The sequence below is a fragment of the Aquibium carbonis genome, assembly GCF_003970795.1.
Lineage (GTDB): Bacteria > Pseudomonadota > Alphaproteobacteria > Rhizobiales > Rhizobiaceae > Aquibium > Aquibium carbonis.
In genome coordinates this window covers 165069-179919 of record NZ_RWKW01000035.1, presented here as the reverse complement: position 1 = coordinate 179919, position 14851 = coordinate 165069, and the positions used below count along the sequence as shown (strand labels likewise).

The 14851-nt window shown below is 63.7% G+C and carries 11 protein-coding genes; 6 read left to right on the top strand and 5 right to left on the bottom strand.

Annotated elements, in window-relative coordinates; all coding sequences use genetic code 11:
• Positions 1-36: 36 nt before the first annotated feature.
• The 4 genes from nagZ to EJC49_RS10945 all read right to left on the bottom strand — a co-directional run bounded on the left by nagZ (position 37) and on the right by EJC49_RS10945 (position 7802).
• Positions 37-1056: a beta-N-acetylhexosaminidase gene (nagZ, locus tag EJC49_RS10960; protein ID WP_126699964.1), complete on the bottom strand. Its 1020-nt coding sequence runs from the start codon at positions 1054-1056 to the stop codon at positions 37-39.
• A 113-nt stretch (positions 1057-1169) separates the two neighbouring features.
• Positions 1170-4664: an SPOR domain-containing protein gene (locus tag EJC49_RS10955; protein WP_126699963.1), complete on the bottom strand. Its 3495-nt coding sequence runs from the start codon at positions 4662-4664 to the stop codon at positions 1170-1172.
• A gap of 101 nt (positions 4665-4765) precedes the next feature.
• Positions 4766-6523: an arginine--tRNA ligase gene (gene argS / locus EJC49_RS10950; protein ID WP_126699962.1), complete on the bottom strand. Its 1758-nt coding sequence runs from the start codon at positions 6521-6523 to the stop codon at positions 4766-4768.
• 58 nt (positions 6524-6581) lie between these two features.
• Positions 6582-7802 carry a deoxyguanosinetriphosphate triphosphohydrolase gene (locus EJC49_RS10945; protein WP_170314678.1) on the bottom strand — a complete coding sequence of 407 codons (1221 nt, stop codon included), beginning with the start codon at positions 7800-7802 and terminating at the stop codon, positions 6582-6584.
• Between the two features lie 70 nt (positions 7803-7872).
• On the opposite strand from EJC49_RS10945, the gene erpA reads away from it, so the two are divergent.
• Complete coding sequence (gene erpA, locus EJC49_RS10940) at positions 7873-8223, top strand: iron-sulfur cluster insertion protein ErpA (protein WP_126699960.1); 351 nt, start codon at positions 7873-7875, stop codon at positions 8221-8223.
• A gap of 266 nt (positions 8224-8489) precedes the next feature.
• Here erpA and EJC49_RS10935 read toward each other — a convergent pair whose 3' ends face one another.
• Positions 8490-9119 carry an invasion associated locus B family protein gene (locus tag EJC49_RS10935; protein WP_126699959.1) on the bottom strand — a complete coding sequence of 210 codons (630 nt, stop codon included), beginning with the start codon at positions 9117-9119 and terminating at the stop codon, positions 8490-8492.
• Positions 9120-9373: 254 nt separating this feature from the next.
• Between EJC49_RS10935 and EJC49_RS10930 the strand changes: the two genes are divergently transcribed.
• The 5 genes from EJC49_RS10930 to EJC49_RS10910 all read left to right on the top strand — a co-directional run bounded on the left by EJC49_RS10930 (position 9374) and on the right by EJC49_RS10910 (position 14831).
• Positions 9374-11179 (top strand): extracellular solute-binding protein, encoded by a 1806-nt coding sequence (locus tag EJC49_RS10930; RefSeq protein WP_126699958.1) that lies wholly within the window; start codon positions 9374-9376, stop codon positions 11177-11179.
• 76 nt (positions 11180-11255) lie between these two features.
• Entirely contained in the window at positions 11256-11924 is a 669-nt protein-coding gene (locus EJC49_RS10925; protein WP_425358807.1) for a DsbA family oxidoreductase, read from the top strand.
• Between the two features lie 275 nt (positions 11925-12199).
• Complete coding sequence (locus tag EJC49_RS10920; protein WP_126699956.1) at positions 12200-13591, top strand: AAA family ATPase; 1392 nt, start codon at positions 12200-12202, stop codon at positions 13589-13591.
• Positions 13591-14124, top strand: coding sequence for a hypothetical protein (locus EJC49_RS10915; RefSeq protein ID WP_126699955.1), 534 nt, complete (start codon positions 13591-13593; stop codon positions 14122-14124). Before EJC49_RS10920 ends, EJC49_RS10915 begins: the two co-directional genes overlap by 1 nt.
• Positions 14121-14831: an RNA ligase family protein gene (locus EJC49_RS10910; protein ID WP_126699954.1), complete on the top strand. Its 711-nt coding sequence runs from the start codon at positions 14121-14123 to the stop codon at positions 14829-14831. The genes EJC49_RS10915 and EJC49_RS10910 overlap by 4 nt, the downstream gene beginning before the upstream one ends.
• Positions 14832-14851 lie beyond the last annotated feature (20 nt).

Genomic DNA, 14851 nt, shown 5'->3' with positions numbered 1-14851 from the left:
TCGATGCTCCGGCGGCCTCGGCCACGCCTCATCCCTTCATGCAAAAGCCCCTGTCAGGGCGGCGAATTCCTCGCGCAGGGACAACTCGTCGGCGCCATCGGCGCGTCCCAAAAGGGACAGCGCCCGGCCGGCGCGGCGCACCGCCTCCGGCGAAAGCGCTTCGACCCCGTTTGCGACGGCCCGCATTTCGTCCATCACGCCATTGCAGTGAAGGACCACATCGCAACCTGCGGCAAGGATGGCTCGGGATTTTTCGTCGAAATCCCCAGAAAGCGCCTTCATCGAGACGTCGTCGCTCATCAGGAGGCCGTCGAAGCCGATCTCGCCGCGGATGATCTGCGAAATGATCAGGGGCGACGTCGTGGCCGGCCGATGCGGATCCAACGCGGTGTAGACGACATGCGCCGTCATCGCCACCGGCAACGAGTTGAGCGCCTTGAAGGGCGCGAAGTCGCGTGCGCGCAACTCGTCCAGCGGCGCATCGACCACCGGCAGCGCCAGGTGGCTGTCGGCGAATGCCCGTCCGTGGCCCGGCACGTGCTTCATCACCGGCAAAACGCCGCCCGCCATGAGCCCGTCCGCGGCGGCACCGCCCATCGCGGCGACCACCTCCGGATCCTTCGCATAGGCGCGGTTGCCGATCACGTCATGCGCGCCCTCCACCGGCACGTCGAGCACGGGCAGGCAGTCGGCGTTGATGCCGAAGCGCATCAGGTCGAAGGCGTGCAGCCGCGACATCAGCCAGGCGGCGCGCAGCCCGGCCTCCGGATCACCTGCGTGAATGGCGCCGAGGGCTGCGGCCGGCGGATAGTTCGGCACCAGCGGCGGCCGCAGCCGCTGCACCCGCCCGCCCTCCTGGTCGATGAAGACCGGCGCGTCCGGCCGGCCGACGCTGTCACGCATTTCGGCCACCAGATCGGCGATTTCAGCAGGTTCGCCGATGTTGCGGGCAAAGAGGATGAACCCCCAGGGTCGCTCGCCGCGATAGAAGGCCTTCTCCTCGGCAGTGAGGCGCTTGCCGGTTGACCCGAAAATGACGGCTTTTGATTCGCTCATGGCCCACAGCGTAGTGCGTTTGATCGGACGAGGGAATTGCGCCGCGTCGTCCTGAACGCGAACGGGCCGCCCCTTAGGACGGCCCGCCGGCACTCGGTTCTGGACGGCTCGGACTACCTCGACACAAAGCAGCTCCCGCCCGCGGCCTTGTAGCGATCGCAGAGCGTGTTCGCCTCGGCTCGCGAGCCGGCCGGAATGCGAACGCGCCAGTACGTGCCCTTCCCCGCGATTTCGGCCCTGACGATGTTGACGCCGCGTCCATTGAGCACCGACGAGTAGCGGCGCGACAGGTCGGCATAGCTCGCCTGCGCGCCTTCAGGCGTTGGCTGCGAGGCGATCTGCATGGCCCATTCGCTGCTCTGGGCTGCGACGACCGGCGCCGGCGTGGCGGCGGCAACCTGCGTCCCGGCCGGTGCTGCGCCGGCATTGCCGACGATGTCGACCGGCTGGTCCGACGGGCGGGTCGGCGCGACGGGGCCGCGCGACGGCGTCGCCTGGTCGCGCGTGATGGTCCGGGTCTCGACCGTTCGAACGGGGGGATCCTGCACCGCGTCGGCGACCGGCGCGGCCGGGTTTTCGGAAGCGGCGGCCGGCGCGGTCCCGTTAGCGGACGACGCCGGTTGCATGTCGGATGCCGCGCTGGCGGCCGGGGCTGCATCACTAGTACGGATCGGTGCCTGAGCCAGCGGAGCAGGCGCCGGTTCGGCGGCGGCCATCACGGCTTGCGGCTCCATCTCCTCGCGCGGGACCAGCGTCCCGTCCGGCCGCACGACCATGGTGCGAACCCGATGCGGCGCGATCACCGCGATCTCCTCCGAGAGCGCGGGATCGAAGTCGTCGGTTGCCTCGACGCGATCCTCGGATTTCGGCCGCGCCAGGTCGCCCGACTGGCCAAACGCGCCCGGCAGTTCGTCGGCCGTCTCCGCGTCGGCCGGGTCGATCAAAGCCGTCGGCGCGGTGATGGGAACGGTCCGGACGGCGAGACTGACAGGCTCCTCCTGGTTGGAAACCAATCGTTCCTGGGCCGGCTGCCCGTCGGACCCGCCGGCGCTGAAGCGCTCGTAGACCGCCTTGTCCTGATTGGGCACCGTCATGCCGCCCGGCTGATCGGGCTTGACCTTGACCGGCTCCTGATCGGCGCGGACGAGCACGGGCGCATCCCCGCCCTCGCCGCCGCCCATCGACATCACGAAAGCGCCGACGCCCCCGATCACGGCAATGCCGGCCACCACCGCCGCCACCATGAGACCGCGGCTCTTCTGGACCGAGCGACCTTCATACGAGGCGGCCGGGCCGGGCTGGTAGGTCGGATCGAAATCGTCATCGTCATGGGCACGGCTGTCGAGACCCGGGCGCACGTTCATCCACATGGCCGCGCCACCGGTAGCGGCAGTTCCTTCGGCGCCCTGCTCCTTCCGGTTTTCGGCCTCGGCCCAGGAGCGGACCGCCTCGTCGAAGGCGGCATCCAGCTCGTCGACATCGTCGTGCCGTGCGGTCCCCGGAGCGACGCGCGGTGCGGCGTTCGACCATGTCTCGCCCATGGCGACGGCGGCCCCTGCCGCCATGCCGGCGGCGGGCCGGGTCTCGGGGCGGTCTTCGAACCCACCGCCGAAATCGGCATCGATGTCATCCGCCGCGATCGCCGGCTGGACGTCGTCCTCGACGTGCAGTTCGGGGATGTCGATCTCGTCGGCGACGACATAGGGCGCGGTCGGCACCTCCACCGTATCGACGTCCGGCATGCCGTCATCGTCGTCGCGGGCCTCAGGCTCCTCCAGTTCGGCGAGAACATCCTTCGAAACGGCCTGCGCCTGGGCATCGCGCGCCTCGGCCACACGTTCGACCCCGTCGTTCCGGGCGGAAGCGCCCTGGAAAGCCCGCTCGGGCTGCGAGGATGGCGCCAGGGCCGCGGCGAGATCCGTCGCCTTGCGGTCGGCTCCGCCGTCTTCGGCGCGGTACCCCTCGCCCTCAAGTTCGCTCATCAGGAGGCTCTCGAGATCGAAGTCATCGTCGAACCCGCCGAGATCGTCTTCGCCGGCGGTCTCGGGCGCCAGTCCGGGAATCTGCGCGACAGGGGGGAGAACCGACGCATCGTCCTCGTCCTCGGCACGGAAGAAATCGTCCAGATCGTCGGTGTTGGCCTGATGACCGTCTTGCGATGGTTGAACGCGCCGCTCGCTCGGCTTGGTGACCCAGGCCGATATGGCATCCCAGGTCGAAGCCTCGGGGGCTTCGGCCTCGACCACGGGTGTCGCCGGGGCATTTTGGAGGGCCGGACTGGCCGGTTCGGTCGTGGGCCGTTCGTCGGACGCAGGATGGTCAGGCGCCTGGACCTGAGGGACGTATGCTTCCGGCTCGGGCTTTGCAGGCGCGGTTTCCACCGCCGCCGGTTCAACCTGGGCCGGCATCGCGGCTCGGGCCACCGATGGCGCGATCGTCGCGGCTGCCGCTGCGGCGACCTGCGGCGTGACAGCCGACGGGTCACGCGGCGTGAAGGCGGGGACATTGCCCGTAGCCGACTGCCAGTTGGTACGCCGCGCGATGATCGACGGGTTCGCGACCGTCGACTGGTAGGGCGCCGCCCCATCGGCGGGAGCGGGGTCCGTCTTCACGGCTTGGGGGCGTGGCTGCGGGCTGGCCGGCGCAGCCGCCGGGACGGATGCGATCGCGGCCGGGCCTTCGGGGCCGGCGGGCGCCGTCTGGCGCGTCTGCCCGGCCATGGCGACCAGTTCGGCGAAAGGATCGAAGATCTTGTCCTCGGCGGGCGGCGGAACCACCGGCGCCGGATCGGCGAGGCGCGAAGCCGTCGACTTCATGGATGCCGGCACGGTCGACGAAAGTCCGCTCGCGGGGGACGCCGGCGATGCGGACGGGATCGCGGTCGAAGGCACGGGCCGAGGCGAAACGTCGGACACGGGCTTCGCGCGCTCCGGGGCCGGAACGGCCGACACGGGGCCGGATGGCTGGGAGGGCATGCGAAACCCGGGACCAGTCGCGGCTGCGCCCGCGTCCGGCTGGCTACGATCGAGCCACTGACGGGAGAACGCGGCCAGCCGCTCGAACGGATCCTCTTCCGCGGCTTCGTCGGAGGGAGCCCGCGCAACGGGTGTCGAACCGGAGGGAGCCGTCTGTGCGGACGCGCCGGCGATCGACCAGTCGCGCCGCGTGGCGGGCTTTTCGGCCTCTTGCGGGGCGGCCCGCGAGGTCAGGCCTTGCGGGACCGATGGCGCAACGGGCTTCGAAAGGGCGGCAAACGGATCGATGGCCGGGCGCGGCCCGTCCATTGCCGCCTGACCTCGCGATGCGGACGGAACGTCCACGGAAGCCGGCTTCCAACCGTCGTTCGAACGCTGTGCGGGCGAACCGGCAGGCGCCGTGACGGCGGGCGCACTGACGCCGTTGGAGGTCCTCGTCCCTGGTGCGCGGCTGTCATTGGCGCCCATGTCGCCAATCAACTCGCGCTCGAGATCGATACCGAATTCGTCGGACACCGTTTCACGCGCTCCAGTCTGCGGGTTCAGCCCCATGATGCGCGTCAGTTCGGCCAGCGGATCACTATCGCCGTCCTTGCCGTGCGGCTGCACCTTGAGATGCTTCAGATCTGCCATTACTCGTCCCCGAACTCGCAGATGTCCGAGCGACGTAATCGCCACGGACCTTGGGCGTTACCAGCGTATTGTGGGCGAAAGGTGGCGGTTTTTCGAGCGTCTCAGCGCATTTCCTCAGGAGCATCCGCACCGAGCAACCCGAGCCCCGACGTCAAGACGTCAAGCACGGCCCGCACCAGCCCAAGTCTGGCTTTGGTCGATTCTGGATCGTTAACCTTAAGAAAACGTAAGTCCGGATTGTCGGTCCCCCGGTTCCACAGCGCATGCAACGCGCTGGCCACCTCGTAGAGGTAGAATGCGATGCGATGCGGCTCATGCGCGGCGGCCGCCGACTCGACGATGCGGGGATACTCGGCGAGCTTGCGCACCATGGCGATCTCGGCCTCGTCGGTGAGCCCGCCCACCGCACCGGACAGGCTCGCGCGGTCGAAGGATGCGCCGGAGAACTGTTCCGCCGCCTGGCGGAAGACCGAATGGCAGCGCGCCGATGCATACTGGACGTAGAAGACCGGGTTGTCCTTGGACTGTTCGGTGACCTTGGCGAAGTCGAAATCCAGCGGCGCATCGTTCTTGCGGTAGAGCATCATGAAGCGGATCGGATCGCGGCCGACCTCGTCCACCACATCGCGCAGCGTCACGAACTCGCCGGACCGTTTCGACATCTTCACCGGCTCGCCGTCGCGGTAGAGGCGCACCAGCTGGCACAGCAGCACCTCGATCTCGAGGGCGCCGCCCGACAGTGCCTTGCCGAGCGCTTCCAGGCGCTTGACGTAGCCGCCATGGTCGGCCCCGAGCACGAAGATCAGTTCCTCGAAGCCGCGCTCGTACTTGTCCTTCATATAGGCGACATCGGCGGCGAAATAGGTGAAGGCGCCATCCGACTTGACCAGAGGCCGGTCGATGTCGTCGCCGACCTCGGTGGAACGGAACAGCGTCTGCTCGCGGTCCTCCCAGTCCTCCGGCTTCTGCCCCTTCGGCGGCGGCAGCTTGCCCTTGTAGACATGGCCCGACAGCGTCAGGTCGGTGATGGCCGAGCGTATCCTGCCGCCGTTGCCTTCATGCAGGCTGCGTTCCGAGAAAAACACGTCATGATGCACGTTGAGCGCGGCCAGGTCCTCGCGGATCATCTCCATCATCATGGCGATGGCCTTGTCCTTGGCGATGTCCAGCGCCTTGACCTCGGCCATGCCGAGCAGGCCGGAGCCATATTCGTCGAGCAGCGCCTGTCCCACCGGCTTCAGGTAGTCGCCGGGATAGAGTCCGGCCGGGATGTCGCCGATGTTCTCGCCCAGCGCCTCGCGATAGCGCAGCAGCGCCGAACGGCCGAGCACGTCGATCTGCGAGCCGGCATCGTTGATGTAGTACTCCTTGACGACGTCGTAGCCGGCGAAGGCCATGATGTTGGCTAGCGTGTCGCCGACGACCGCGCCGCGGCAATGGCCCACATGCATCGGCCCGGTCGGATTGGCGGACACGAACTCGACGTTGACGCGGTGGCCGGCTCCGACCGTCGAACGACCGTAGTCCAGACCGGCGGCCAGCATCTCCCGCAGCCTCGCCTGCCAGAAGGCATCGCTCAGCGCCAGGTTGATGAAGCCCGGACCGGCAATGTCGACACGCGCCACGTCGGGCTCGTCCTTGAGGCGATCGGCGATCTTTTGCGCCAGCACGCGCGGATTTTCGCCGACGGCCTTCGACAGCACCATCGCCGCGTTGGTGGCGAGGTCGCCATGGGTCGCATCGCGGGGCGGCTCGACGGTCACGCGCGCCAGCGACAGGTCAGACCCGTCGACGGGGGTCAGGCCGAGCGAAAGGATGGCCTTGCTGATCCGATCGTGGAAATCGGCGAAGATGTTCATCGGTCGTCTTCCGGGGTTTCGAGAGGCCGGCAGCGGTGTGCCGTTCGCGGGGCTCCGCCTAACCGATATCGGGCGTATGGTCAAACAGCCGCCGGTGTTCCTTCAATGCGTAGGTGTCGGTCATGCCCGCCAGGAAATCCGCCACGTGCCGCGCCTTCACGGCGTCGCCGGCCCGCGTGAGGATACCCCGCCAGCCCTCCGGCATCGTCTCCGGATCATCGAAATAGACGTCGAACAGGTCGGCGACGATGCGCTCGGCCCGCGCCCGCACAGCCATCACGTCCGGATGCCGGTAGAGATTGGCGTAGAGGAAGGCCTTCAGTTCTTTCTCGCGGTCGCGCATGGTGTCGGAGAAGGCGGCGATGGCGCGTGGCGCGGCGCGAACGGCCTCGGGCGATGCCGGATCGAGCGCCGCAAGCCGGTCCTGCGCCTCGCCGATCACGTCCTCCACCATCATGGTGATCTGGCGCCGCATCAGTTCGTGTCCGGTTCGAATGGGATCGAGCGCGGGATAGCGCTCACGTACGATCGCCAGCAGTTCGGCCGTGAAGGCCGGCCCCTCCAGCATTTCCAGAGTCAGCAGGCCGGAGCGCAGGCCATCGTCGATGTCATGCGCGTCGTAGGCGATGTCGTCGGCGATCGCCGCAACCTGCGCCTCCAGTGATGCATAGCTGGCAAGATCCAGGGGGTACAGCGCGTCGAAATCACGGATCGACTGCGGCAGCGGCCCCTTCAACCCCGCCCCCTCCGGGCCCACCAGCGGACCATTGTGCTTGACGAGGCCCTCCAGCGTTTCCCACGACAGGTTCAGCCCGTCGAACTCGGCATAGCGGCGCTCGAGCTTGGTGACCACCCGCAGCGCCTGGGCGTTGTGGTCGAAGCCGCCATAGGCCGCCATCTTCGCATGCAGCGCGTCTTCGCCGGTGTGGCCGAAGGGCGTGTGGCCGAAATCGTGGACCAGCGCCACCGCCTCGGCCAGATCCTCGTCGAGCCGCAAAGCGCGCGCCAGCGCACGTGCGATCTGCGCCACCTCGATCGAATGGGTGAGCCGGGTGCGGTAGTGGTCGGCCTCGTGGGCGAAGAAGACCTGCGTCTTGTGCTTCAGCCGGCGAAAGGCGGTGGAATGGATGATGCGGTCGCGGTCGCGCTGGAAGGGCGTGCGCGTCGGGCTCTCCGGTTCGGCGTAGAAGCGCCCCCGCGTCGCAGCCGGATCGCATGCGAAGGCGGCGCGCGGCCGATATCCATATCCGATGTCGTCGCGTGGACCTTGCACGGACATTGATCTCGCCGGTTGACTTGCCCCGATGCGCTTCATACCTATCGTGGGATTGCAAAAGCAAGGTGATGCCATGGGCAGCGACGCCAAGAATTCGATGAAGGGCGTGGAACTGACCGAGGCGGCCGCGAAGCGGATCGTCCGTATCCTCGCCGCCGAGCAGGACAAAAGCGCACTTCGCGTTTCCGTCGAAGGTGGCGGTTGCTCGGGCTTTTCCTACAAGTTCGACCTGACCGCCGAGCGCAATGACGACGATACCGCCATCGAGCGAGACGGCGCTACGGTACTCGTCGACGAAATGTCACTCATCTACATGGGCGGCTCGGTGATCGACTTCGTCGACGACCTGATCGGCCAGTCGTTTCAGATCCGCAACCCCAATGCCGTCGCGTCCTGCGGCTGCGGCACCAGCTTCTCGGTCTGACCCGGCCGGGCTGACGCCCGCAACCGGGTGGGACGTGTCTTGACGCCGATGGCCTTTGCCAGAGCGCCCGGCCGACAGGTGTCCACCCCTCACCGCTGATGGATCTCGCCCCGCAATGGCGCTTCAGTCGTTGTTGCCTGGGGGCGAGGCGGTCGGGTACGTCCGCTACGAAAGAAGGCGCGGATCGAAATCCACGCCTTCGCAATGATCACGGATGCAGGGCAGCTTCCGGCGGCGCGTCCCCGCGCCGCCCCATGCCGGTCGCGTCAGTTCGCGGCCTTGGCCTTTTCCTGCTCTTCCCGAAGCTTCTTGGCGAAGTCCTCGTTGTTCTTGGACACGAACTCCTGAAGCTTCTTCTGGCGATCCTCGATGTCGGCCTGCTGAAGCGGCGCGCCGTCGAACGCGGCCGTGAAGCCGGCGAGCGAGACCTTGATCGGGTTCGGCTGGTTCTGGAAGTTGACCGAGGTCAGCGTCAGCTCGGTGCCCTTCTTGAAGCTCGCGACGAGCGCGTCCGTCATCGGAACCTCGGCTACGCACCGATCCGGGAAGCAAACGGCATAGTCGACCTTCTGCGGCTTGGCGGTGTCCACCTGCATGCCGATGCCGGGCATCATCATGCGGCCGGTGGGCACGGTCACCTGGAACACCTTGCGGTTCACCTTTCCCTTGACCTCGATCAGGCTCACGCCAGTGATCAGCTGGCCCGAATCGGCGACCACGATGTTCTGAACGTTGCAGATGTCGATGTCTTCCTGCTTCGAACAGGCCTTGAACCAGCCGCGGGGCGGCTGGCCCTGCTGCTGGGCCATGGCCGGCACGACGTTGGCCACGACGAAGCCGGCGATACCGGCCGCAAGTACTGCAAAGCGGGGTGCGGAGATACTCTTCGACTGCATCGGTGGCGTTTCCTCTCGAGTTTCGGTGCCTGGAACCTTGACCGCTCAATGTTGGCCAAATGAGGCGACAGCATGACTTGGCGGCGCTGTCCGGGCTGACCGATGATTATCCTGCCGCCGCCTGTTACACCGCCAGCCGAGCCGAATCCAGTATGGTCGACCGGAAACACGCCGCTTTCTGCCGCGATGAGGGAATGACGCCCCGATCGTGTTACGGTGCCTTCGAATCATCCACCCATTCGGCGACAGCCCCCATGAGACTCTTCAAGACACTGTCGGCCCTCGCGGTCCTGTCCCTCCCCGTCATCGGCTCACCAGCTGTGGCGGAGCCCCGCCATGCCATTTCCATGCATGGCGAACCGGCCTTGCCGGCCGATTTCGAGCACCTGCCCTACGCCAACCCGGATGCGCCGAAGGGCGGGACCGTCAACTATGCCGTCCAGGGCACGTTCGACAGCCTCAATCCGCTGATCATCCAGGGCTCGGCGGTGCGCGGCATCCTCGATTTGACCTACGGCAACAACGTCTTCGAGACGTTGATGATGCGGTCCTACGACGAACCCTTCGCGCTCTACCCGCTGCTGGCCGAATCGATCGACACCGACGACGACCGCACCTATGCCGAGTTCACGCTCGACGCCCGCGCCCGCTTCTCCGACGGCGAACCGGTGACGCCCGAGGACGTGATCTTCACCTTCGAGCTGCTGCGCGACAAGGGCTTTCCCCGCTACGCCACCACCGTCAACAAGCTGTCGGCGATGGAGAAGGTGGGCGAGCGCGGCGTGCGGTTCACCTTCGAAATGCCGGATCGCGAACTGCCGCTGATCATCGGCCTCATGCCGGTGCTGCCGAAACACGCCATCGACGCGGAGAACTTCGCCAAGTCGACGCTGAAGCCGATGATCGGCAGCGGCCCCTATCGCATCCAGACGGTGCGCCCCGGGGAACTCCTCGTGCTTCGGCGGGATCCCGACTACTGGGGCAAGGACATTCCCTCCAAGCGCGGCTTCGACAATTACGACGAGATCCGCCTCAACTACTACCGGGACGAAAACACCATGTTCGAGGCCTTCAAGAAGGGTCTCGTCGACATTTTTCCGGAAGGCAGCTCCACCCGCTGGACGAACGACTACGGTTTCCCCGCGGTGTCGTCCGGCGAGGTGGCGAAGGACACCTTTCGCAGCGGCCTGCCCTCCGGCATGTACGGCTTCGTCATGAACACGCGGCGACCCCTGTTCCAGGACCGCGCGACGCGCCAGGCGCTCGCCGGGCTGTTCGATTTCGAATGGGCGAACCAGAACCTGTTTTCCGGCGTCTACAGGCGCACCCGGAGCTACTGGGACGGGTCCGAACTCGGCTCGCAGGGCGTGCCGGCAAACGAGGCGGAAAAGGCGTTGCTCGCCCCCTTCCCCGACGCGGTCGCGCCGGAGATCATGGACGGCGCCTGGGCGCCACCCGTATCGGACGGCACCGGCCGCGACCGTTCCTTCCTGCGCCAGGGCTTCGAAGCGCTGAAGGCCGCCGGCTACACCATGCAGGACCGCAAGATGGTCAACGCCGACGGACGGCCCTTCGCCTTCGAGATCATGCTGCGGGCCAATGGCGGACAGGAACTGGCGCTGGCCTGGCAGCGCACGCTGGCCAGCCTCGGCATCGAGGCCACGATCCGCTCGGTCGACGCGGCGCAGTACCAGCAAAGGCTCCTGACCCGCGACTATGACGTCATCCTGGCCAACTACACCGCCTCGCTTTCCCCCGGCGTCGAGCAGGTCGGCCGCTGGGGCTCGGCCTCGAAGGACGCGCCCGGCTCCTGGAACTTCGCAGGCGTCGCCGAGCCTGCCGTCGACGCGCTGATCGAGACGCTTCTCCAGGCCCGCGAGCGCGGCGATTTCATCGACGCCGTGCGGGCGCTCGACCGGGCGCTGCTGTCCGGTGCCTATGTCGTTCCGCTCTATCATCAGGGCGAGCAATGGGTCGGGCGCTGGGCGCGGATCGAGCATGCCGGCCAGACGCCGCTCTACGGCTACCAGCTGCCGACCTGGTGGCGCGTCGGCGACTGACACGGCACGGATGGTGGATGCGCGACGGCATGGCCCGCTTCGCCGCATCGCGCTAAGTTCTCGCGGATCAGCACAGATGGAGGCCGCCTTGACCCAGCCGCAGACCGTCCGCATCGACGTCATTTCCGACGTCGTGTGTCCCTGGTGCTTCCTCGGCCAGAAACGCCTCGACCGCGCCATCGCGCTTGCCGACGGCATCGAGGTCGACGTCCGCTGGCGGCCCTACCAGCTCGATCCGACGATCCCGGCCGAAGGGCTCGAGCGCAAGGCCTACATGCTGGCGAAGTTCGGCAGCGCCGATCGGCTGAAGCAGGCGCATGACACTCTGGTCGGGTCCGGCCAGGCCGAAGGCATTCCCTTCGCCTTCGACGCCATCACGGTCGCGCCGAACACGCTCGACGCGCACCGGGTCATCCGCTGGGCGGGCTCGGCCGGTCCCGAAATCCAGAACCGGCTCGCCCGCCGGCTGTTCGAGCTCTATTTCCAGGAAGGCCGAAATGTCGGCGACCCCACAGAACTGATCGCAGCCGCCCGCGACGCCGGCATGGACGCGGCCGTGGTCGAGACGCTTCTCCCCACCGACGCCGACCGCGACGCTGTGACCGAGGAAATCGCCACCGCCTCGCGCATGGGCGTGCGCGGCGTGCCGTGCTTCATCCTCGAAAACAAATATGCCGTGATGGGCGCGCAGGACCCGCAGACACTGGCCGACGCGATCAGGCAGGTGGCGGCGGAGAAGGGGTGAGGGGGAGATGGGAGGAGTTGGAGGGAGAGTGAAGGCAGGGTAAAAGGCTGACGGCCAACCGCGTATCGCAAGATGTACCGAAAAAAGATTGTCGGGTTACGTTAAATCGCTAGTGAATATGTCAACCACGTAGTGCAGCCTCTCGATACACATTAGCCCCAAACGGGGACTTCTCTACCGCAAGGAAAGGGTTTTTCAGATCAAAGACAGCCCTGAAGCGATTGGCGGGAACCGCTTAAGTCGTGCTAGCAAAAGAAAAATTCTAGGACAATGAGATGCTCGTCGAATTGCAGGTGAAAAACTTCAAGGCATGGCAGGATACGGGCTCTATTCGCCTTGCTCCTCTAACTGTTATATTTGGCGGAAACAGCTCTGGAAAATCCAGTCTTGGGCACTTACTTCTCGCTTTGAAACAGACGGTTCAGATTTCTGACCGAAAACGCGCTCTACATCTTGGCGATGAAAATTCTTTGATCGATCTGGGTACTTTTGCTGATTGCGTTCATGGCCATAATCTTACTCTGCCTATTGAATTTGCCTTGAAATGGCGGCTCCCAAATCGGCTGCATGTAAAAAACCCACTGACCCGGTCGGAAGACTACTCCGGAGATCACCTGTATCTCCATTCGACATTACGGGCGGACAAGTCGGGGCAGCCGATCGCTGAAAAGGTCGAGTACAAGTTGTTTGATGGAAATATAGCCGCGCTTGAGATCACTCACGGTCGAAAAGGTAGCGGTGGATTTCTTGAAGCCTCGCCACTGCGCCTTGTTCACGCTCAAGGTCGTAAGTGGCCGGCGGAGCCGCCTGAAAAATTCTACCGATTTGCAGATCGTACGCTCCTGCGATACCAAAATGCTGACTTCTTAGCTGAGTTCGCGCTAGAAACCGAACGTATCCTGGATGAGCTTTACTTTCTCGGTCCCCTGAGAAGCCCTCCCCGCCGGGTGTACCAATGGTCTGGCGATAGCCCACCGGATGTAGGCCAACAGGGGGAAAGTGCGATTGCCGCGCTACTTTCGGCGGCGGCAGAAGGACGCAAGCTCAATCGCGGCCACAAGCGTAGCAAAATGCGTTTTGATGAGTTTATCGCATCTTGGCTAGTCGACCTCGGTATTATTGCTAATTTCCGCGTGAAGGCCGTCGCGGAGGGGCGCAAAGAATATGAAGTCCTCGTGAAAACACAGACCACGGCACCAGAGGTTAAACTAACTGACGTAGGTTTTGGTGTTTCGCAGGTTCTTCCCGCACTGGTGCAAGCCTTCTATTCCCCTGTAGGTTCCACTGTTTGGATGGAGCAGCCGGAAATTCATCTCCATCCCAAAGCGCAATCCGTACTTGCCGATGCGTTTATCAGCGCAATCCATTCTTACGAGGAAGGTGCGCCGCGAAGGACGCAACTTGTAATCGAAACGCATTCGGAGCATTTCCTTAATCGTTTGCAGAGACGAGTAGCTGAGGGAGCGATTCAGAAGGAAGAGGTGGCTGTCTATTTTGTAAGGAATAGGAGAGGATTCACCGAAATTGAGGATCTTCAAATCAATGAAGACGGAGAAATTATTAACTGGCCAGAAAATTTCTTCGGAGACGAGATGGAAGATATAAGTGCAAGAACACTTGCGGCCATCAAGAAGAAATCACGAACGAAATCGGTTCTAAATAATTGATGGTTTATGCTGTTATCGATACAAATGTCCTCTTGGTTGCCAATGGCAATCACGAAGGAATTTCCGACGAATGCAGGCAGCGCTGCATAGAACGCCTTCTCATGCAACAGAAGCGCGGAATTACAGTAATTGATGATTGCTTCCACATTCTCCGCGAATACCAGAATAAAACTCATCCGAACCAACCGAAGGGGGTCGGCGACGTATTCTTAAAATGGTTACTCCAAAATCAACGCAATCAAACTTATGTTGAGCAGGTAACGATTACAGAAATAGGGTCCGATCAATTTGTTGAATTTCCAGATCAGCGTCTTGAGCCACACTTCGATGCTCCCGATCGAAAATTTGCGGCAGTAGCGAACGCCCACCCAGAGAAGCCGAAGATTTTGCAGGCCGCAGACTGCAAATGGTTGGATTGGTGGGAGACGCTCAGGAAACATGGCATCGCAGTAGAATTTTTGTGCCCGGAGGATGCCTGTCATTTCTACAAAGTAAAATTTCCGAATAATGCATCTCCTAAGTTGCCAAAATGACTGACTTCTTTCGGTTTCCTCATACTCCACACCTAGCTTGGCTCGGTAAAGATAAACCGCGCGGAGACAAGGTTCTTTTGCCACATGAGATTCAAGATTTTTTGGATTCTGTCGTAATTGTTGAAGAAAAAGTTGATGGAGCCAACCTCGGGATATCACGCGCCGACGATTTTGAGATATTACTGCAAAACAGGGGATCTTATATTTCAATGCCCTATCGGGGACAGTTTGCACGTCTTAATTCTTGGCTTGGGGAGAGGCGGGAGAGCCTGGAAAAGGTTCTAGAACCGAAGCTGATATTATTCGGTGAATGGTGTGCGGCAACCCACTCACTATTTTACGATCGTTTACCAGACTGGTTTCTTCTATTCGACGTCTACTGTCGTGAGAAAAAAGAATTCCTTACCACCATTGACAGGAATACGCTTGCTCAAAAAGGTGGCCTCAGCACCGTACCGGAAATCGCAAGAGGACATTTTGCGCTACATCAGCTAACTGACCTTCTACTCAATGTGCGTAGTCAGTTCAGAGATGGTGCGATAGAAGGGCTCGTTATCCGAACCGAGGATGAAACCGGTTGCATTGCCCGAGCGAAGCTTGTCAGGCCCGATTTCTCGCAGGCCATCCAAGAACATTGGAGCTCTCGGCCACTTTCGTGGAATCGCGTTGCTTTGCGGCAGCCTGCGGGTAGGGTTGTCAGAAGCTGAAGCAACTTTGGGTACAAGAC